Genomic DNA, 20,464 nt, shown 5'->3' on the forward strand with positions numbered 1-20,464 from the left:
CCGGCATTAGCGATACGCGAACGTTACCGGTGGGCATTCGTGCCGAAAAACGGCATGCCGGCAATGCGCTACAGCAGATCCGGTGTCTTCCTACGGTCTTAAGCGCACATCACCGCTGCCGTCAGTCGATGGGGTGGCCTAGCGTTGTTTCCTGGATCAGGACGATCAGGAGCATGGGCGCCACTATGGATGTGGATGTGTCGGCACATGCGGCGCCGCTGCCGCGTCTTGCATCGGCAGTGCCGGTCGCAATCGCGTTGCTGCTGGGTGTGGTCTTTTGTGCATGGTCGCCAGCGCTGCTGCCGCAGGCGCTGTATGCCGCCTGCCTGTTCGCGGGCGTGCTGGGCATCGCGCTGACCCTGTGGCTGCACCCGCAGCGACCTGTGTGGATGCTGGTGCTTGCAACGGCTGCGGTGGGCTTCGGGCTGACCGGCTGGCAAGCCGCCCAGGTAGTGCAGTCGCAACTGCTACCGCGTGACGAAGCGCGCGAGATTACCGTGCGTGGCCGCATTGTCGGGCTGCCGGTGGCCGAACAGCGGCGTACGCGCTTCCAGTTGCGTGTCGAACACCATCGAACGCAGCCGGCGGCCCTGCGCGGCAAACTCTTGCAACTGGCGTGGTACGACCCCTTCGGCGCCGATCAGATCGGGCCGCGTGCTGCCTTGCGTGCCGGGGCGGACTGGCAACTGCAGCTCAAGCTTCGCGCACCGCGCGGTCTGCGTAATCCGGGTGGGTTCGATGCGGAGCGTCAGGCGTTGGCGCAGCGCCTTGCAGCCACCGGGTATGTGCGCGACCTCGGCGCTGCGCGCGAGGTTGCCGCCCCGCGTGGCGTGGATGCCTGGCGCGACCGGATGTCGCTGCGAATTGCCGAACAGGTCTCCGGGCCTTCCGCGCCTTACCTGCGTGCACTTGCGTTGGGCGACACGCGCGGTCTGGACGACGCGGCATGGGCGACTCTGCGCGCGACCGGGCTCAGCCATCTGATCGCCATCTCGGGATTTCATGTCGGCCTGGTTGCCGCGTTCTTTGCATTGGCGGTGGCCGGCGTGTGGCGATGGCGGCCCGGTTTGAGCCTGCTGATGCCGCGCGTCCACGCCGCAGCCATCGCGGCACTGCTCGGCGCGGCTGCGTACGCAGTGTTGGCAGGGCTGGCGCTACCCACGGTCCGCACCGTGCTGATGATCGCCGTCGTCGCACTGGCGCGGGTCGCGCGGCGACGCGCCACAACCGCGCAGATTCTCGCGCTGGCCTTGCTTGCAGTGCTGGTATGGGACCCGCTGAGCGTGCTGGTGGCTGGCTTCTGGCTCAGTTTTGCCGGTGTCGCCTGGCTGGTGTGGTGCCTGCCCGCAGATGACCGGAGCATTCTGCGCGGCTTCCTGTCCGCGCAGACCGTCGCCACCGTCGGCTTGCTGCCGCTGACGGTCAATTTGTTTGGACAAGCATCGCTGGTGGGGCCGTTGGCCAATCTTGTCGCCATTCCCTGGTGGACCTTTGTGGTGGTGCCGCTGTGTCTGCTGGGAACGGCGCTCGAGGCACTGCATGCCGGTGCGGGCGTTTGGGCGTGGCACTTGGCGGGCTGGTGCTTTGAACTCACCTGGCCGGGGTTTGTCTGGCTTGGGCAGACCACGCTGGCGTTGTGGTGGGTGCCCGAATCCGATGCCATTGCGCTGATTGCAGCGTTGCTGGGCGCGTTCTGGCTATTGCTGCCGCGAGGCACGCCGGGCAAGGTCATGGCGGTGCTGCTGTGGCTACCGCTGTTATGGCCGGATCGTGCCTTGCCCGGCGCTGGCGAAGCCGATCTGCAGGTGCTGGACGTGGGGCAGGGTCTTGCAGTGTTGGTGCGCACGCAACGGCACGCGCTGCTGTTCGATACCGGCCCCGCAGTGCGCGATGGTTTCGACGCCGGTGAGCGCGTGGTGCTGCCCGCCCTGCGTGCGCTTGGGGTACGCCAACTGGACGCACTCGTGCTCAGTCATGCCGATGCCGATCATGCCGGTGGCTACGCAGCAGTGCGTGCAGGGCTGCCGGTCGCGATGACGTCTGCGCCCCCGGGGGCACCGCTGGACGTCAGTGCGCGCTGCCAAGCCGGCCAGCAGTGGGAGTGGGATGGCGTGCGCTTTCGCTTTCTGCATCCAGGTGCGGATTTTCCGTACCTGCGCAATCAGTCCAGCTGCGTGCTGCGGGTCGAGACGCAGCATGCCAGTGCGCTGTTGCCGGGCGATATCGACGAACTCATCGAGCATCGCTTGATGCGCGAGCAGGTTGCGGGGCTGCGTGCCGACGTGGTCGTGGTGCCGCACCATGGCAGCGCAGATGGCTCGCATGCCGGCTTCATTGCCGCCACGGGCGCGCGGCTGGCGCTGGTGTCCTCCGGGCATGGCAACCGTTTTGGCCATCCCCGCACGCAGGTGGTTCAGCGCTGGCAGGGCAGTGGCGCGGAATTGCTCGACACTGCCCAGTCCGGTGCGATCAGGGTATGGCTGGGCGCGGACGGCCTGCAGGTGCGCGAGCGACGGCGTTGGCAACCACGTCTGTGGGATGCTGCGGAACGGCGGCGGTCGACTGCTATCCTATTGGCCAGCGAACAGGCGGCCGCGTTGCCGGAGGAATCGAATCGTGTTGGAGCTGGTCAAGGCGGGCGGTTGGCCGATGGTGCCGTTGCTGTTGCTGGGCGTGATCGCCCTGGCGATCGTGCTGGAGCGTCTGTGGACATTGCGCCGCAACGAGGTGACGCCGCCCGGGCTGGGCGAAGAGGTCCGTAACTGGGCTGCGCGCGGCCAGCTGGATCCCACCCATATCGAGTCGCTACGGCGCAATTCGCCACTGGGTGCGCTACTGGCTGCTGCACTGGATGTCCGCGGCCGTTCGCGCGATCTGGTCCGTGAACGCATCGAAGACACCGGTCGCCACGTGGTGCATCGCATGGAGCGCTATCTGAACGCGCTTGGCACCATCGCATCGGCCGGCCCGTTACTGGGTTTGCTCGGCACGGTGGTCGGCATGATCCAGATGTTTCTGGGCATCCTCGATCACGGCGTAGGCGATGTGAACCAGCTGGCCGGTGGTATTGGCAAAGCGCTGGTGTGTACCGCCACCGGCATGATCATCGCGGTGCCTGCGCTGATGGCGCATCGTTTCTTCAAGGGGCGCATTGCCGGCTACATCATCGAGATGGAGCAAGAAGCCACGCTGTTGCTGGACACCATGGAAGGCCGGGGGGTTCCGGCGTCCGCAGCACCGGCAGCGGCGGGCAGCAAGCCTGTCATGGCAAAGGGCTGACGGATGCGCATCGGCAGCGACCGAAGCCAGGACGAGCCGCAGATCGACCTGGTGCCATTGATTGACGTCATTCTCGTCCTCATCATCTTCTTCGTGGTGACCACGACCTTCGACGCACGCTCGACGCTGCAGCTGCGGCTACCGACCGCCAGTGACCAGAACACCAGCGCGCCGCCGCGTTCGCTCAGCGTACTGGTCAATGCCGACGGGCATTACTTCATCAACGACCAGGAAGTGTTGCGCTCGGACGTGGACTCGCTGAAGCAGACCATCGCTCAGATCGCCGGCGACGACCGCGAGCAGACGGTGCTGATGCGCGCCGATGCGCGTACCCCGTATCAGGCCGTGGTCACTGCGCAGGATGCGTTGGGACAACTCGGCTTCCGGCGTATCGCCATTGCGACCGCGCCTCAGACCGGCACTGCCGGCAAAACACGCAATAACGGAACCCGCCAGTGACCACCTCCAACGACCGCCCGGCGCCAGTTTCGTCCTGGCGCACGTACCGTCGCCTGTTGGCCTTCGCCAAGCCGTACCGGCTGTTGCTGATCGCTGCGCTGATTGCCGCGTTGGTCGAAGCCGCTGGCACCACCGGCTTTCTGGCGTTGATGAAGCCGATCACCGACGAAACTTTCATTTACAAGAACGCCGACGTCAGCCGCTGGCTGCCGGTGCAGATCATTCTGCTGTTTGTGGTACGTGGCATTGCCGGCTACATCACCGACATGGCGATGGGTAAATCCGCACGCAGCATTGCGCGCGATCTGCGCATCAAGGTAATGGCCAAGTATCTGCGCCTGCCAGGCTCGCGTTTCGATTCCGAACCGGTCCCGTCGATGCTGATCCGCCTGGGCTCGGACTCGGATCAGGTTGCACAGGCTGCGGTGGATGCGGTCAAGGTGATGATCCAGCAGTCGCTGCAGGTGATCGGCGCATTGGCGCTGATGCTGTGGCACAGCTGGCAGGTCACGCTGACTATCCTGGTGCTCGCACCGGTACTGGCGTGGGTGATGGACAAGGTGGCGCGGCGGTATCGGCGCATCAGCCACAGCATCCAGGAGAGTGGCGCGCATCTGTTGCAGGCCGCCGACCAGACCTTGTCCAGCCACCAGGAGGTCAAGATTTACGGCGCCCAGCAAACCGAGATGGAGCGGTATGGCGCGCTGGCCGATCGCAATTTGCGTCTGGCGATGAAGGTCGAATCCACCCGCGGCATTTCCACTGCCACCGTGCAGATGATCGGCGCGATCGGGTTGTCGGCGCTGTTGTTCGTGGCCGGTGCCCAGGCTTTGGCCGGGCGTCTGACCGCTGGCGACTTCGTGGTGCTGATGACCTCGATGCTGACGATCATCCCGGGCCTCAAGCAGCTCACCAATGTGCAGAACATGGTGCAGCGTGGCCTGGCCTCGGCCGAGCGGCTGTTCTCGGTGCTCGACAGCCCGGACGAGCCCGATCAGGGCGCGGTGCCGCTGACGCGTGCGAAGGGCTTGATCGAGTTTCGCGATGTGACCGCGCGCTATCCGGGGCAGGTGAATCCGGCACTGGCCGAGGTCAGCTTCGTCGCGCAGCCCGGCACGGTGACGGCGATCGTCGGCCGCTCCGGGAGCGGCAAATCCAGCCTGATCAAACTGATCCCGCGTTTTTACGAGGCCGAGGCCGGGCAGATCCTGCTCGACGGGCATCCGGTGCAGGCGTACTCGTTGGCCGATCTGCGTCGCCAGATCGCGCTGGTCGGTCAGCAGGTCATGCTGTTCGACGGCAGCATCGCCGACAACGTGGCCTATGGCGAAATGCGCACGGCAGATGCCGGCCAACTGGAGCGCGCGATCCTTGGCGCCAATGCGATGGAGTTCGTGGCGCAACTGCCCGAGGGCCTGCAGTCGCATGTCGGCACCAAGGGCGGGCGGCTGTCCGGAGGGCAGCGCCAGCGCCTGGCGATCGCACGCGCGATGCTCAAGGATGCGCCGATCCTGATCCTGGACGAAGCCACTGCGGCGCTGGACAACGAGTCCGAGCGACTGGTGCAGGATGCCTTGCACAAACTGATGCCGGACCGTACCACGCTGGTGATCGCGCACCGGCTGTCCACCATCGAGCATGCCGATCAGGTGCTGGTGATGGACCAGGGCCGCATCGTCGAGCGCGGCACGCACAACGAATTGCTGGCGCAGGGCGGGCTGTATTCGCATCTGCACGGCATGCAGTTTCGCGAACGTCAGGCATGAGCAAGCGCGGCACCCGCACGCCGGGGTATTGGTACGACAATGCGCCGATACCGCTACCGGCGCGTCTATTGGCACCCATCTACGGCGCCGCCATCGCGCTGCGGCGCGGCCTGTACCGCCGCGGTTGGCGCAAGCGGCATGGCGTGCCGGTGCCGGTGATCGTGGTCGGCAATGTCACTGCCGGTGGCACCGGCAAGACCCCGCTGACCATCGCGCTGGTGTCCAAGCTGCAAGAAGCCGGCTGGACCCCCGGCGTCGCCAGCCGCGGCTATGGCCGCGATGACTCCGGCACTGCCCGGTGGGTCGATGCGGACACGGCAGTCGCACTTGGCGGCGACGAGCCTGTGTTGATCGCCTGGAAGACAGGCGCACGCGTGCGCGTGGATAGCGACCGTGTCGCCGCCGCGCGCGCACTGGTCGAGGCGGGGTGCGACATCATCGTCTGTGATGACGGGTTACAGCATTACCGGCTGGCACGCGACGTGGAAATCGAAGTGGTCGACGGACAGCGCCGTTATGGCAATGGCCGCCTGCTACCGGCCGGGCCGCTACGCGAACCGGCCGCGCGCGCACACGATTGCGACTTCCGCGTGGTCAATTTGGGCCAGGCCAGCGCCACCACAGCGCCACAGACAATGGACGACACCGGTTTCGGCGAATGGCAGATGCGCCTGAGTATCGACAGCGTGCAGCCAATGGACGGCAAACGGGCGCAACCGCTGAGCATGCTGGCCGGCCAGCGCGTGCACGCCGTGGCCGGTATCGCGCACCCGGAGCGCTTTTTTGCCATGTTGCGCGCCCGCGGTATTGGCGTCGTCCCACATGCCTTTCCCGATCATCATGTGTATCGCGCCGCAGATTTCAGTTTCGGTAGCCGCCTGCCAGTGTTGATGACCGAAAAGGATGCGGTGAAGTGCCGGCCGTTCGCCGACGAGTGGCTGTATAGCGTGCCGCTCAAGGCGGAGTTGCCGGCTGCGTTCTGGGTGAGTCTGCTGGATCGGCTGGACAAGTTGGCCAGCCGGCAGGGCGTTTGATGTTGGCGGTGTGTCGTGCGGCGCTCGCTGCGGATGCAGGAGCGGTTGCGCGTCGCCCTCGGGGTTCGCCCGATCGCCAATGCCGCTTCAGACCGGGCAGCGATTGGCTTGCTGAGACACTACGCAGGCATGCGCCGCGCGTGAAGCGGCTAACAACACGATGCGAGCAGTCGTCAGGTGGGGGCGGGCAGCGCGCTCAGAACCGCAATCTACGCGTGAGACAAACCACAACGGGCACCGGCACGCGCCGGCCTGGCGCTGAGCGCGGGAGTGGTGTTCGCCGCTCCTGTTCCAGCACGAGGGCTGCATCCTTGCGCGGCCGCACCAGCGACAGTGGCTACACGACTGCTGGCGCCATGCTGTACTGCTGCAACCGTAGCTTCCCGTCGCAGCGCGGCAGTTTTCGCCGGCGCTGCTGATGCAAGAGTGCGATACATGCTAGACCGTCCCGCCGTTCCAACACTCCTTGCTGCCGAGAGCGCAACCACATGACCAACACCCTGTCTGCCGATTTCGTCGTCGCCATTCCGGCGCGCTACGCGTCCACACGCCTGCCGGGCAAGCCGCTGCAGTTGATCGGCGATCGTCCAATGATTCAGCACGTGGCCGAGCGGGCATTGTTGGCAGGCGCACGCGAGGTTTGGGTCGCGACCGATGACGTGCGAATTTCAGACGCGATCGAGGGCGTGCCCGGTGTACACGTGGCGATGACCGGCAGCGACCATGTCTCCGGCACCGATCGCCTGGCCGAATGCGCGCGCATCGCCGGCTGGAACACCGACACCTGCGTGGTGAATCTGCAAGGCGACGAACCGTTTGCGCCGGCTGCCGGCATTCGCGCGGTCGCCGAGCTGCTGCTGCGCTCCGGCGCGGAGATGGCTACGCTGGCCGCGCAGGTGGAGAGCGCGCACGATCTGTTCGATCCGAATGTGGTCAAGCTGGTGCGCAGCGCGGGCGGGGATGCACTGTATTTCAGCCGTGCGCCGATTCCCTGGCACCGCGACAGCTTCGCCAGTCAGCGCGACCGCTTGCCCGAGGAGGGGCAATGGCTGCGTCATATCGGCATTTACGCCTATCGCGCCGGGTTTCTGCAGCAGTTCGCAGCGATGCCGCCCGGCCTGCTGGAACGCATCGAATCGCTGGAACAGCTGCGCGCGATGGAAGCCGGTCATCGCATCGCCGTTGCGCTGACGCCCGAGCAATTTCCGCCGGGCATCGATACGCCGGACGATCTGGCACGTGCGCAAGCGCGGGTGGCATCGGCATGAAGGTCTTGATCGTTTGCCTGGGCAATATCTGTCGTTCGCCGATGGGCGAGGGCGCCTTGCGCGCGCGGCTGGACGAGGCACGCGTGTCGCGCCGCATCGAGGTCGACTCGGCCGGCACCGGCGATTGGCATGCCGGCGATCCGCCCGACCCGCGCGCCATCCGTTGCGCACGCGGACACGGCGTGGACATCTCCGGTCTGCGCGCACGTCAGGTGCGCGACGAGGATTTCGACCACTTCGATTGGCTGCTGTGCGCAGACGGCAACAATCTGCGCGATCTGCAGCGTCTGGCGCCCTCAGCGCAACGCGACAAGGTCGCGCTGTGGTTGCCGTGGGCCGGCGTGGACGCGCGCGACGAGATCCCGGACCCGTACACCGGCGGCAGTAAGGATTTCGAGGACGTCTGGCAACTGGTCGATACCGCGGCGCGACAGACGGTCGCCAGACTCACCCGCGGCTAATCGCGCTTGGGCATAATTACCGCATGACTGCCCAGCTCACCCAGGAACTGCCGGAATTTCCCACCTGGCTCAATGCCAGGCCATCCACCTTGCAGGAGCATCGCGGCCGCGCGCTCGTGCTGGCGTTCGTCAACGCCAGCTCGGTGTGGTGCGCCGAGCGTCTTGCCGAGCTTGCGCAATGGCAGGCGCGTAGCCCCGGGCGGCTGCAGGTGATCGTGGTGCAGGTGCCGCGTTTCGATAGCGAACGCCTGCCGCAACGCTCGCTCAAGCAACTGCGCGGGCATGGCGTCAGCGCGCCGATCCTGCTCGACAAGGACTGGGAAACCTGGCACCGCTTCGGTATCGAATCCTGGCCCACGTTGGTGTTGCTGGATGCCTACGGCCGCGAACGCCAGCGCCTGGTGGGTGTCACCGCTGATCTGGACAAGGCGTTGGCCGCATTGTGCGAAGGCCAGCAACCGCCCTCCGACGCCGACCTGCAAGGCATTGCAGAACGCGACCCCGAACAGCGGCTGGCGCTGCGCTTTCCGACCGGCCTGGCTGCCACCGAAGACCGTCTGTATATCGCCGATACCGGGCACCACCGCGTGCTGGAATGCACGCATGGCGGCCGGGTGCTGCGGCAATTCGGCCACGGCAATGCCGATCTCATCGATGGCGGTACCGGCGAAGCGGCCTTTCGTCGGCCGCAGGGTCTGGCGCTGGAGCGCGATCAGCTGTACGTCGCCGACACCGGCAATCACGCATTGCGTCGCATCAACCTGCGCAGCGGGCAGGTGGACACCTTGTGCGGCACCGGTCGCTCAGGCGAGCCGGTGGAAGGGCCGTTGGCCTTTGCCGGTGCGTCTGCATTGAACTATCCGCAAGGGCTGGCCATTGCCGACAACCAGGTGTTGATCGCCATGGCCGGCGACAACCGCATCTGGAGTTACGACCTGGGACGCGCTGCACTGAGCGCGCGTGCCGGCACCGGGTCCCTTGAAATTCGCGACGGCAGCGGTCATCTGGCGGCCTTCGCGCAACCGGCAGGGTTGGCGGCGGTGCAACAGGTTGCCTACGTGTGCGATGGGTTGGGCTCCTCGATCCGCACCATGCAGCTGCGCGGCGATCTGGTGCAGACCTTGGTGGGCGGGCAGGGCATCTGGCAGTTCGGCGATGAAGACGGCCCCCGCGGCACCGCGCGCCTGCAATTTCCGCAAGCCATCGCACTGGGCGCCGATTCGCCGATGCTGTGGATTGCCGACACCGGTAACGGACGGCTGCGCTGCCTGCGTCTGGGCGGCGGCGAACTCACGACGGTCGAGCTGCCGCGACGTCTGCACGGCCCGGCCGGGCTGGCTGTCGCCGCCGGCGCAGTCTGGATTGCCGAAACCGATGCCCATGCCGTTTTACGTTACGACCTTGTAAGCGGCGCACTGAGTGATGTTGCGATAGAAGAATGAGCGCAAGGCCCCAAGCCGACTTCGATGGAAAAGCGTTTGCTGCGCAACTGAGCACCGCGCCCGGCGTTTACCGCATGTATGCGAGCGACGACACCTTGCTGTACGTCGGCAAGGCCGGCGCGTTGCGTAAGCGTGTGGGCAGCTATTTCAACGGCACGCCAAAGAATGCGCGGCTGACCTCGATGCTGTCGCAGGTCGCGCGGATGGACGTCACCGTGACCCGCAGCGAGGCCGAAGCGCTGCTGCTGGAAAACCAGCTGATCAAATCCTTGTCGCCGCGCTACAACGTGTCGTTGCGCGACGACAAGAGTTATCCGTACGTCCTGCTGACGCGCGAAGACTGGCCGCGTATCGCGTTGCACCGCGGCCCGCGTGCGGTGCAGGGGCGCTATTTCGGCCCCTACACCGGCGTGACCGGCGTGCGTGAAACGTTGAGCCTGATGCACAAGCTGTTCAAGCTACGCAGTTGCGAAGACAGCGTGTTTCGCAACCGCTCGCGGCCGTGCCTGCAGTACCAGATCGGCCGTTGCAGCGGCCCGTGCGTGGATCTGGTGGCCGCGCCCGATTACGCCGAATCGGTACGACGCGCGACCATGTTTCTGGAAGGCAAGAGCGATCAGCTCGGCGAAGAGATCATGCAGTCGATGCAGCAGGCCAGCGAAGCGCTCGAATTCGAGCGTGCCGCGCGTCTGCGCGACCTGCTGTCGTCGCTGCGCGGTATGCAGAACCGCCAGTACGTCGACGGCCGCGCCGCCGATCTGGATGTGTTGGCCTGCGCCACCCAGTCCAGTCAGGCCTGCGTGTTGCTGCTGAGCTTCCGCGACGGCCGCAATCTGGGCACGCGCTCGTTCTTTCCCAAGACCAACGGCGAAGACAGCGCCGACGAAATCCTGGCGGCGTTCGTGTCGCAGTACTACGCCGAACATTCGCCGCCGCGCGAGATATTGCTGGATCGCGAAATTCCCGAGGCCGAACTGATCGAGGCCGCGCTCAGCACTGCCGCCGAGCACAAGGTGGCGCTGCGATGGAACGTGCGCGGCGAGCGTGCCGGCTACCTGCTGCTGGCGACCCGCAACGCGCAGCTGACCCTGGTGACCGAACTCACCAGCCAGAGTGCGCAGCACGCGCGCAGCGAAGCCCTGCGCGAGATGCTGGGGCTGCCGGAGCAGGTCAAGCGCGTCGAGTGCTTCGATATCAGTCACACCATGGGCGAGGCCACAGTGGCGTCGTGCGTGGTGTTCGACGCCAGCGGCCCGGTGCGTGGCCAGTATCGCCGCTTCAATATTTCCGGCATCACGCCGGGCGACGATTACGCGGCGATGCGCCAGGCGATCGAACGGCGGTTTCGGCGTGCAGTGGAAGAAAACGGCGTCCTCCCCGATGTGCTGCTGATCGACGGCGGTGCCGGCCAGCTGGCGCAGGCGCAGGCCGCGTTGGCCGACCTTGGCGTGGAAAACGTCGTGCTGGTCGGCGTGGCCAAGGGCGAGGAACGCAGGGCAGGGCACGAGGCGCTGATCATGGCCGACGGCCGCGAACTGCGACCGGGTGCAGCATCGCCGGCACTGCAATTCATCCAGCAGGTCCGTGACGAAGCGCACCGCTTTGCGATCACCGGCCATCGCGGGCGCCGCCAGAAAGCGCGCATGACCAGCAAGCTCGAGGATATCCCCGGCATCGGCCCACGCCGCCGCGCGAGCCTGCTCAAGCATTTCGGTGGCCTGGTTGGTCTCAAGGCGGCCGGCGAAGCCGAGATTGCGCGGGTGGACGGGGTCAATGCCGCACTTGCTGCGCGAATCTACGCTAACCTGCACGGGCTGGCGCTTCCCGATGCGGCAGGCGAGTCGAGTCCGTAATGAAGTTGACCATCCCCACGTGGCTGACACTGCTGAGGATCCTGATGATCCCGGTGTTGGTCGTGGTGTTCTACCTGCCATACACCTGGACGAACTTCGCTTCCGCCGGTGTGTTCGCGCTTGCCGCCATCACCGACTGGCTGGATGGCTGGGTCGCGCGGCGGTATCACCAGTATTCCGCGTTCGGCGCGTTCCTCGATCCGGTCGCCGACAAGTTGATGGTCGCAGTGGCATTGTTCCTCATCGTGCAGGGACATCCGACTCCGTGGATGGCGTTCTGGGCAGCCGTCATCGTGGGCCGCGAGATCGCAGTCTCCGCATTGCGTGAGTGGATGGCCGAGATCGGCCAGCGCGCCAAGGTGCGTGTGGCGATGATCGGCAAGGTCAAGACCACGGCCCAGATGGTGGCGCTGCTTTGCCTGCTGTATTCGGTCACTCCCGGCCAGATGCCCACGCATGAAATCTGGCTAGGCAATCTGATCTTCCGCGCCGGCTATTGGACATTGGCGATCGCTGCACTGCTGACGTTGTGGTCGGGTTTTCAGTATCTGCAGGCGGCATGGCCAAGTCTGCGCGCGGACGAAAAAGCGGCAATCAGCAACAAGCCGAAAAAAATTGAAAGCAACAGTTGACAGCTATCCTGTTCGCTGTAGAATTTCGCCTCCCAAGCGGGAATAGCTCAGTTGGTAGAGCGCAACCTTGCCAAGGTTGAGGTCGCGAGTTCGAGTCTCGTTTCCCGCTCCAGATTTAGACAAGGCCCCATGTCCGAGGTCTCGTTGTTTCAAGGCAGGATGCCTTGAGTTTGATGTTTCGGCCTGGTGGTAGAGTGGTTATGCAGCGGACTGCAAATCCGCGTACGCCGGTTCAATTCCGGCCCAGGCCTCCACATCGCATGCGTATGTTTCTTATCGGCAGCATTGATGGGGCTAGCGCAACGAAGTGACAAGCTGTACAATTTAGTTTCATGCGGGAATAGCTCAGTTGGTAGAGCGCAACCTTGCCAAGGTTGAGGTCGCGAGTTCGAGTCTCGTTTCCCGCTCCAATTCTTATGCTGTGGACTTCCACTGAAGTCCACAGCTCCTTGATCCCACAGTGGTTTCTGTCTGTGGAGCATCCAGCGAAGTCTGCTGAAATCCACCCCCAGCCACGAATTTTTAGTACATAAATTAGTACTGAAAATCCGGATGCTGGGTTGTGCGGTTTTCGGCTGTGCTGCTTCCATCGACGTCGGTACACCTCTCCTAATTCTGAAGGAGAGTTCGATGGCTTTGACAGATACTGCCGTGCGGCAGGCCAGGACCACTGGCAAGGACTACACCCTCAACGACGCGCACGGCTTGCTGCTCTTCGTGAGTGCCAAGGGCAAGAAGAAGTGGCACTTCCGTTTCTCATGGCTGGGCCAGCAGTCTCGCATCGCCATCGGCCCGTACCCAGAGATCAGCCTCAAGGAGGCAAGGGGCCGCCGGGATGAACTCCGAGCGCAGCTTGCCAACGGTGTCGATCCGCGTGTCCATCTTCGCCAGGCCGAAGAAAAGGCGCAGGCTGCAGCGACGCATACCTTCCAGGCAGTGTTTCAGTCATGGCGGGACTTCAAGGCATTGAGCCTGAAGGCTGGCCGGCAAAGCACGCTGTCGCAGATCAATCGCATCTTCGATAAGGACGTGCTCCCTTGGCTCGGCGCGGTCTCCATCTTTGACATGACGCCGGCACATCTGCTGGAAGTGTTGCGCAAGATTGAGCGCCGCCATGCGCTGACCACTGCGGAGAAGGTGCGCACGTGGTTCAACCAGATGTTCCGCTACGCGATGGTGGAGAAGGGCCTACCTGCGAACCCTGCCAGCGATCTGGACATCGTGGCCGTGCCCAAGCCGCCGGTGAGCCATAACCCGTTCCTGCGCATGGAGGAACTGCCCGCGTTCCTGCGGACATTGCGTAAGTACCGTGGCTTCAAGACCACGCGCCAGGGCATTCAATTGCTGTTCCTCACCGGCGTTCGAACAGGCGAGTTGCGCGCGGCGGTGCCCGAGCAGTTCGATCTGGAACGAGGCCTGTGGACGATCCCCGCGGTGATCGTCAAGCAACTGCAGTTGAAGATGCGCAAGGAAGGCAAGACCGTGCCGCCCTATGTGGTGCCACTGTCGACCCAGGCCATTGCCATCGTCCGCGAATTGCTCGACGCGCAGGCACGGCGGCCAGCGCAGCGCTATCTGCTGCCCAATCGCGACGACCTCAAGGAGCCCATCAGCGAGAACACGCTCAATGGCGCGCTGCGTCGCATGGGCTACGAAGAGCAGCTGACCGGTCATGGCATCCGGGGCACCATCTCCACAGCACTGAATGAGCTCGGCTACCGTGTGGAGTGGATTGATTCACAACTGTCGCACGCCGACCCCAACCAGATTCGTGCCGCGTACAACCATGCGGCCTACGTGGAGCAGCGCCGTCTGATGATGCAGGACTGGGCCAACCGACTGGATCGTTGGGAGGCCGGGGAACAGGTTGAGGAAGCGGGCGCATCGCCCGTGGCCCCAGAAAGCCTGGAAGTGATCGAAGCCTATCTCAAGGCGCTTGCCTCGGGACAGTTGCGGCCCAAGGACGATGCGCTGCAGCTGCTGGGCCAGCTCTTTGCCCGGGCCGGTGACAGTGGGAATGCTGCCGTGCGGGCGAGGGCATGAGCAAGCGAACGCGGTCCAGAAAGCACCTTGAAGTCACCGCGCCATTTGGATGCTGCTCCGTGCGGGAGAGGTTCTGCCTGGGATTGACTGAGTGCCCGGTTCGCAGTGTGCTGCAATGACATGCTTGCAGATCCAGAACTTGCGCCGTGAGAGATGGACTTGGCTTTGCGCCTGCAGCCGTCATGTCGGTGGCGAAAGCGCACGCCAATGGCTCCAGGGGGCTGTTTTCATCGTCTCTTTCAAGGGGTAAGATTTATCCCTGCGCCGTTGCATGGTCGGCGTGCTGCCCATCCCCAGGGCCCATCGGGCCACAGCGAAGTGGAATCAACCTGCGTTTTTTTTCTGCCCTTGGTTCAGCTCTTTGCGAGCACTGGGGAAGGTGGATGGGCGTCTCCAGTGCAAACCGCATTGAGGACATAACCATGACCGATTCAATCCTTGTCGAGCACAAGCTCGACACTATTCATCGCCAAGCGAAACGCTTCGCGGCAAGGCTCAAGCTTCCAATCACCGTGGCCAAGGACATCTTGGCTAGGTCTTGTTACCGCTGCTCCGCGTGGACTGACTTGGTGAACCGGCTGAAGCGCCGAACGCTGGACAAAAATATCCAACTCTTGGCATCTCTGCCGAGTTCCAGCGAGGCGCGGTCGTATTTCTTTGAGCAGCGTCGCGATCTAGCAAGGTCGATGAGTCAGCACTTGCTGACCAACACCAATTTGGCGGGGATGCTCGGCCACTTGCAAGAGATTTTTGCTGTGGGCGCTGGTCCGATTTTGCTTGGAGATGTGGTGCCGACGCTCAATGCGTCGGAATGGCAGCCGGCAAACATCGGCCCCGACCCTTGGGCTGTGGTCGAGTCCGCGGTCGTCGTCAATGGAACCTGCCTACGGTTGATCGGCACGCGAACCTATCTGCCGAGGTTCTACGATTTCGTCTCCGAGAGAGGCGAGTATGCTGAACCCGTAGGAAAGCTTCGCATCGTATGGAAAGAACCAGCCGCTTGGTACCAAGCCGCCCTCGACTATCTGAATGACCCAAACGCAACCGATGTATTGCTTCCTATCATTGAGCTCACCGAAGAGATGGCTCGGCATCAGGATTGGTTTGAAACAGCGCTAGCGACGAGTAGCTATATGGAAGAATATGGTCTTGGTGACGATGATCTTGTGCCAGTGTTCGTCGAAGGGCAAAACTGCTACGTCGTGTTTGGCTATCCAGTCAATCCAAGCCCAAAGCAGGCAAACCTCACCACCATCGAACTTGCTTCGGCAGATCACAACTTTAGCCAGGTCGTCGAGCTGCATGGGAGTCCAGTCTGCCTCGAATGGATCTCGTATGACCCCAAGACCCGGATGCATCCGGGCGAGTTTGGCGAATATTTTGAAAAGCTGAAGCTATCGATTTTGGTGGGCGATGAACTGTACTCAACGCTTCGAAAAGATGGTCAGTCCGGTATTCTGTTTGTTCGTCCCGCGACCGATTTCGATATTCGGCATGAGCTGAAGATGGAGTTCAGTCATTTGGGGGATGAGATTGCATTTGTGTTGAAGACAACGAATCTGGCGCTATGCCGCGATCTTTTGGGGAAAGTGGCGTCCAGAGAGTTGATGGTTTATTCCTCGGGCGGGAAGCGGCGCTACTTTTCTCTGCTGCTGGTCTCCAAGCATGACGGACCACCCGAGTTGAGTCTTGCATTTGAGTCGGAAAGTCCCGGCATGACAGGTATGTCGAATCTTGTTCACTCATGGTTTGTCAGTGAGGAAAAAGATGGTTGGGAAATGTTGTTGGAGATTGCACCTGAATTAATCAACTTGACCGATAGAATTGGTGTTAGGGCGCTAGGTGCGGCGATAAGCTATGGATTAATCCAGCGACTTCCTGTCGACTTTATGGGTAATTTTAGTAAGCCTCCTGCTCGGTGTGACAAGATCCCGCAGGTGCCGGATGATGTTATCGAACAGCTTGAGCGGCCATTAAATAGCGATGGCGTGGTGACATTGCGATCTGCAGATTACTCGCGCGACAATTTCTAAGGTTCTGCAGCTATTAGAAATTTGGGGCAGAAATCAACCTGCTCGCAGTACTGCAGTAAGGTCAATGAACGGATGGGCCAAGGGGCCATCCGTTCAGCGCGCTTATTTCCAGTAATGCAATCACCAGCACCGAGGCGATCTCCGTGCGCCGCAGACGAGAGAATGCCTCGGTTGAGGCTTCACGCTGCCGAAGACGCCGGTGCATCCACCGCCAACCCCAGGCGGTCGCTCCATACAGAACCAACCGCCAGGCGAAAAAATAGCCGGCGTGCGATCGCATCCAATGGCTCCAGGCTTCGATGCCGCCCAGCATGCGGATGCCCACCAGGTTCGCAGCCACGGCGATGCCCATGACGAGCGCCATCCACAGCAACGCAATGCCCAGCCGGCGGTTGAGCAGCCAGGCGAAGCGGAGTCCGCGCCTTCCTGTCACGAAGCGTTCCTTTCGCACAGCGCCAGATCGGACGTGCATCCGCCACCAGGCGGCTCATCGAAGAACAATGCGTACTGCCGTCCGCCCCGTGCGGTGCGGCACCACTGCACCAACCGGCGGATGCCCGAGTATCGGCCGGGCCGATCCGCATCGGTCGGATCCTTCATGGCCGGGAAGAACGTCGCCGCGTGTCGCTTGTTCGCCGCGGCCACCACCCGCTCCCAGCGCTCGATGCGATCAATGTGTGCCGGAAAGCGCTCGGCGATCGAGCGCAGCTCCGCCTTGCCGCAATGGATGCAGGGCATGCAGCCGACACGCCCCATGCCCATGGCATACAGCGGATTAGGCGCCAGCCCATGGTCGGCGTGCTTCCTCCACACGTCCTGTACCGTCCAATCGAAGATGGGGCGCCACAGGAAGCTGCCGGACTCGTGCCGGTTCCAGCGCGGCTGCTGCGCCCGGTGCTGGCTCTCTTCAGCGCGGATGCCCAGCCACTGCAGCACCGGGCCTTGGCGCAGCATTGGAGTTACCACCTGCTCGGTGATCGGAAATTCCTTGAGCTCGGACGTGCAGAACTGTGCCATCCGCGACGGGAAGCGCCCCTTCGTGATGCACAGATCCAGGTATGGGTTGCCCGTGGGCTCGTGCAACTGCGCGGCCTCGCGCACCAGCGCATCGGGAATGCCCATGCGCGGCCAGTGCTCCAGCACATAGGTGCGGTGCTTGGCCATGCGCGCACGAAAATCCGCCTTCACCCATTCCACGCGCGGCCCGCCGGTGCGCTCATGCAGTCGCTGCACGTACTCGTACGTCAACTCGTGCTCGTTGCCCGTGTCCGCAAACACCGCCCGAAACGGGCGGCCGGACTCGATCGCCATCAGGTACACCGCAGTGGAGTCCTTGCCGCCAGAGACATTGACCAGGTGCTGCACGCGCAGGCTGGGTTCCGCGGCGGTCACGGCGTGCTCCTTGGTTTCTGGATCTCCTGCACGCGGTCACGCGTCGGATCGCCTTGATAGATGCCGCGAGAGCCGGCCGCACGGGTGCTGTGGCGCTGGATCAGCGTCATCGGCGAATTACCGGCCAGCTCGCGGCGCAGCTCCAGCTCGGTCTTGAGGTTCTGGATCTCTTGTTCCAAGGCGCCGCTCTCCTGGTCCACGGCCTTGGTCGCCAGTTCGTTCGCGGCGACGTTGGGTTCCTTGCGGCCGGTGAGCAGCGTGCGCTGCAGCAGCAGGGCCTTCTCCATCACGCTGGCCAGCGCCACTTCCGAGGCCAGGCGCTTGCCCAGCAAGTCCTGGTCGGGTTCGTCGCGCAGCGCTTCGATCACGCCGCGCGTGACCGGCAGCGATGCGCTGCCCGCCGCATCCAGGTTGGCGGCTGTGGTTGGCTTGGCGCCGCTCACCAGTTCCTGCAGCGCTTTGAGCTTGGTTTCGTACTCTTCCTGGATGAGTGGTGTCAGGCCCACGCCGGGCGTGGTCGCGGTCTTGTTGCAGGCCTGGCAGGTGCGCTGCTCGCGCTCGCCCAGCACGCGGGTGGCCCAGGCGGCCGCAGCCTGAGGCGAGGTCCACGTCTGGCAGGTCAGCCGGCCGTTGCAGTCGTTCGCGTTGATCGACGAGGTGTCGGTGACCCCGCGGCCATTGAGCAGGTTGTAGCCGGCGCGCGTGACATCGCCCACGACCTTGATGGACGCCTGGCCCGAGCCGCCCGCGCTGCCGCCGCCCACCCAGGGCACCCCGCTGTTGCCCTTGTTGGTCTCGGCGCGTTCGATGGCCGACACCGCATCGGTGCTGGACACCGCCTGCTTGAGCGCCATGCCCTCGGAGAGCTGGTCCCATCCCGTCTGCCCGCCAGCCATGTCCGCCATGCGGTTGGCGATCGCGCGACAGGTCATTTTCGAACGATCGAAGTCCAGGCGCGCCTGCAGGATGCCGTTGGTCAGCAGGTTGTACAGGCCCGGGTCGGCGCGCTGGATGATCAGCGCCGGCAGCGACGCCACCGCGCTGGTGGCGTTCTGGATCACATTGCTCATGATCGACTGGAAGCCGTTGGTGACGCCATTGAGCTGGTTCTGCAGCGTCGTGGTGATGCTCATGTCGCCGCACACCAGATTGCTGTTCCAGCCCACGCCCACGCCGATGCTCTGCATGTTGCCGACCGGTCCCATGGACACGGCCCGGCCACCGCCGATGCTGTACAGCACGTCGCTGCCGAGCACGTTGCCGCTGGCGTGGATGCCGTCGGCATCCATGCGCGTCTGCGCCCATGCTGCGCTGGCGGCCAGCGCCAGCGCAGCAAGGCCAATGGGCCCGAACCGGCGCACTGCAGAACCTTGCCAGTGGAAAAAACGGTGTTTCATCGGCGTGCCCTCAGAAGAAATCCACGCTGCCCAGGAACACCTGGCCGCGCCGCTGGCAACAGCTGTAGGGGCGCCAAAGCGCCCAGGCGTAGTCGCTTCGCTGCGCCTGCACGTGGGTGTTTCTGTTGGGAAATACCGCGCAGCCGCTGGACAGGGTCGGGGTCAGTTCCTGCCACCTTCCGGTGGCGGCGTAGCTCTCCAGCAGCGCGCCGGCCGGCCAGTAGCCCGCATGCGGGGTGGCGAGTAGCGGCTGGTAGACGTGGGGCTGGCCTTTGCGCGTGACGACATCGCCCGCCCGCTGTGCGACCACCGCACCGGCGAAATGGTCATCGCTCTGGTGCAGGAAGCCGCCGCGCGGATAGACGTTGCCCCAGAGGTCGGCCGTGGAGCGCGAGCCGATCTCGCGCATGCCGGGAGTCAGGGCCTCGGGATAGGCCATCTCCGGCACGTTGTAGCGCCAGGCGAGCGTGTCGAAAGTGCTGAGCAAATAGGGGACGAACGGCGTGCCGGCGCCTTCGCAGGTGTAGCCGGACTGGCTGGCGAACTCGCTGAACGCCGCGCCGGCGGGGTGCCCGATGACGTCCGCGTTCTTGAACTTGGCCAGGTTGTTTTCGTGGTCTTCATTGGTCGTGCCATCCCCGCCGGCCCGCGCGGTGGGATTGGGCAGGCTCATGGCCCGCACTTCCACCCAGGGGTTCTCGCCCGTGTTGCTGTAGCTCGATACGACTGCGTCGGGGATGTAGTGCTGCACTTTGATCGAGGTGCGCACGGTGCAGCCGCTCCAGGTGCAGTACAGCCAGTAGCACACGCCCACCACGCGGTAGGCCAAGCAATCCGGCGACAGTGCCGAGGCCACGATGGTGGCCGTGTTGAGCGCGAAGGAGGAGCCCGTGCTCGCGAGCAACGCTCCCACCACCACGGCCCGAAAGCGTCGGGAGCGCATCATGGCTGGCTGCTCCGGTAGGCTGCGATGCTCGCCAGTGCCCGGGAGACATTCGGTTCGCCGTAGACCACATAGCGGCCATCGACCATGACCGCCGGCAGCTTCACGATGCCAGCGTTGTAGGCATCCGCCACCCCCTGGTAGGCGTGTGCGATCTGTGCCGGCGCGGGAGCGCCTGGCGGGGCGTCCTTCAGGCGCCGGCGCATGATGGCCTCGGCCCGCGCGGGGTCGTTCGGCAAGCCTGCGCCCAGCGTTGCTACCAGGCGTGCAGGCGCATCGAGTTCGGTGACGGTGACGCCCGCGTGGATGGTGACGGGATGGGCACTGTCAGTGAAGACCCGGACTTCGGCCTCAACGGCGCGGGCCATGAGTAGTAGTACCAGCAGTGCTGCCACTCGCGGTCGCGGGTGCACAAGCTGCTGCAGCAGCGAGAAAAGAGGGTGGGGCATAGCGGCTCAAAGA

The 20,464-nt window shown here is 64.1% G+C and carries 16 protein-coding genes, 3 tRNA genes, 1 other RNA gene and 1 pseudogene; 15 read left to right on the plus strand and 6 right to left on the minus strand.

Translation table 11 applies throughout. The features are described from left to right. The first annotated feature begins 173 nt into the window (after positions 1-173). The 5 genes from ABQZ00_RS08520 to lpxK are packed head-to-tail and all read left to right on the plus strand — an operon-like array spanning position 174 to position 6,538. Positions 174-2,762: a DNA internalization-related competence protein ComEC/Rec2 gene (locus ABQZ00_RS08520; RefSeq protein ID WP_323537107.1), complete on the plus strand. Its 2,589-nt coding sequence runs from the start codon at positions 174-176 to the stop codon at positions 2,760-2,762. Further along, the gene (locus ABQZ00_RS08525; protein WP_323537430.1) at positions 2,650-3,279 is read left to right on the plus strand and encodes a MotA/TolQ/ExbB proton channel family protein; all 630 of its coding nucleotides are present in this window, start codon (positions 2,650-2,652) and stop codon (positions 3,277-3,279) included. The genes ABQZ00_RS08520 and ABQZ00_RS08525 overlap by 113 nt, the downstream gene beginning before the upstream one ends. 3 nt (positions 3,280-3,282) lie before the next feature. After that, positions 3,283-3,738 (plus strand): ExbD/TolR family protein, encoded by a 456-nt coding sequence (locus ABQZ00_RS08530; RefSeq protein ID WP_323537106.1) that lies wholly within the window; start codon positions 3,283-3,285, stop codon positions 3,736-3,738. Continuing rightward, positions 3,735-5,504, plus strand: coding sequence for a lipid A export permease/ATP-binding protein MsbA (msbA, locus tag ABQZ00_RS08535; protein WP_115527847.1), 1,770 nt, complete (start codon positions 3,735-3,737; stop codon positions 5,502-5,504). Before ABQZ00_RS08530 ends, msbA begins: the two co-directional genes overlap by 4 nt. Then, complete coding sequence (lpxK, locus tag ABQZ00_RS08540; protein ID WP_323537105.1) at positions 5,501-6,538, plus strand: tetraacyldisaccharide 4'-kinase; 1,038 nt, start codon at positions 5,501-5,503, stop codon at positions 6,536-6,538. Before msbA ends, lpxK begins: the two co-directional genes overlap by 4 nt. A gap of 147 nt (positions 6,539-6,685) precedes the next feature. On the opposite strand, the gene ABQZ00_RS08545 is transcribed toward lpxK, so the two are convergent. Continuing rightward, positions 6,686-6,762, minus strand: a non-coding RNA gene (locus ABQZ00_RS08545) — sX9 sRNA. Positions 6,763-7,026: 264 nt separating this feature from the next. On the opposite strand from ABQZ00_RS08545, the gene kdsB reads away from it, so the two are divergent. The 10 genes and pseudogenes from kdsB (at position 7,027) to ABQZ00_RS08595 (ending at position 16,270) form a co-directional block, all read left to right on the plus strand. Then, entirely contained in the window at positions 7,027-7,806 is a 780-nt protein-coding gene (gene kdsB, locus ABQZ00_RS08550) for a 3-deoxy-manno-octulosonate cytidylyltransferase (RefSeq protein ID WP_115553849.1), read from the plus strand. Then, on the plus strand, positions 7,803-8,267 hold the full coding sequence (locus ABQZ00_RS08555) for a low molecular weight protein-tyrosine-phosphatase (RefSeq protein WP_323537104.1): 465 nt from the start codon (positions 7,803-7,805) through the stop codon (positions 8,265-8,267). Before kdsB ends, ABQZ00_RS08555 begins: the two co-directional genes overlap by 4 nt. Positions 8,268-8,290: 23 nt before the next feature. Further along, positions 8,291-9,709 (plus strand): hypothetical protein, encoded by a 1,419-nt coding sequence (locus ABQZ00_RS08560; RefSeq protein WP_323537103.1) that lies wholly within the window; start codon positions 8,291-8,293, stop codon positions 9,707-9,709. Further along, on the plus strand, positions 9,706-11,562 hold the full coding sequence (gene uvrC, locus ABQZ00_RS08565) for an excinuclease ABC subunit UvrC (RefSeq protein ID WP_055854201.1): 1,857 nt from the start codon (positions 9,706-9,708) through the stop codon (positions 11,560-11,562). Before ABQZ00_RS08560 ends, uvrC begins: the two co-directional genes overlap by 4 nt. After that, a complete protein-coding gene (pgsA, locus tag ABQZ00_RS08570; RefSeq protein WP_055854204.1) occupies positions 11,562-12,194 on the plus strand; it encodes a CDP-diacylglycerol--glycerol-3-phosphate 3-phosphatidyltransferase in 633 nt (210 codons plus the stop codon). Before uvrC ends, pgsA begins: the two co-directional genes overlap by 1 nt. Before the next feature lie 36 nt (positions 12,195-12,230). Next, positions 12,231-12,306: transfer RNA gene (locus tag ABQZ00_RS08575), tRNA-Gly, on the plus strand. Positions 12,307-12,374: 68 nt separating this feature from the next. Continuing rightward, positions 12,375-12,448 (plus strand) — tRNA-Cys (locus ABQZ00_RS08580). A gap of 80 nt (positions 12,449-12,528) precedes the next feature. Next, positions 12,529-12,604: transfer RNA gene (locus ABQZ00_RS08585), tRNA-Gly, on the plus strand. A 220-nt stretch (positions 12,605-12,824) separates the two neighbouring features. After that, positions 12,825-14,072: pseudogene (locus ABQZ00_RS08590) on the plus strand (tyrosine-type recombinase/integrase); the annotation flags it as partial. A 587-nt stretch (positions 14,073-14,659) separates the two neighbouring features. Then, on the plus strand, positions 14,660-16,270 hold the full coding sequence (locus ABQZ00_RS08595) for a hypothetical protein (RefSeq protein ID WP_323537102.1): 1,611 nt from the start codon (positions 14,660-14,662) through the stop codon (positions 16,268-16,270). Between the two features lie 61 nt (positions 16,271-16,331). Here ABQZ00_RS08595 and ABQZ00_RS08600 read toward each other — a convergent pair whose 3' ends face one another. Genes ABQZ00_RS08600 through ABQZ00_RS08620 form a run of 5 tightly spaced genes read right to left on the minus strand, consistent with a single transcriptional unit; the run spans position 16,332 to position 20,370 of the window. Continuing rightward, positions 16,332-16,703 (minus strand): hypothetical protein, encoded by a 372-nt coding sequence (locus tag ABQZ00_RS08600; RefSeq protein WP_323537101.1) that lies wholly within the window; start codon positions 16,701-16,703, stop codon positions 16,332-16,334. Then, on the minus strand, positions 16,700-17,635 hold the full coding sequence (locus ABQZ00_RS08605) for a phosphoadenosine phosphosulfate reductase domain-containing protein (protein WP_323537100.1): 936 nt from the start codon (positions 17,633-17,635) through the stop codon (positions 16,700-16,702). Before ABQZ00_RS08605 ends, ABQZ00_RS08600 begins: the two co-directional genes overlap by 4 nt. Positions 17,636-17,658: 23 nt before the next feature. Beyond that, positions 17,659-19,059 (minus strand): integrating conjugative element protein, encoded by a 1,401-nt coding sequence (locus tag ABQZ00_RS08610; RefSeq protein ID WP_503064253.1) that lies wholly within the window; start codon positions 19,057-19,059, stop codon positions 17,659-17,661. Between the two features lie 10 nt (positions 19,060-19,069). Further along, a complete protein-coding gene (locus tag ABQZ00_RS08615; RefSeq protein WP_323537099.1) occupies positions 19,070-20,005 on the minus strand; it encodes a TIGR03756 family integrating conjugative element protein in 936 nt (311 codons plus the stop codon). Then, on the minus strand, positions 20,002-20,370 hold the full coding sequence (locus ABQZ00_RS08620) for a TIGR03757 family integrating conjugative element protein (RefSeq protein WP_323537098.1): 369 nt from the start codon (positions 20,368-20,370) through the stop codon (positions 20,002-20,004). Before ABQZ00_RS08620 ends, ABQZ00_RS08615 begins: the two co-directional genes overlap by 4 nt. Positions 20,371-20,464 lie beyond the last annotated feature (94 nt).

Source organism: Xanthomonas sp. WHRI 10204 (assembly GCF_040202875.1).
Lineage (GTDB): Bacteria > Pseudomonadota > Gammaproteobacteria > Xanthomonadales > Xanthomonadaceae > Xanthomonas.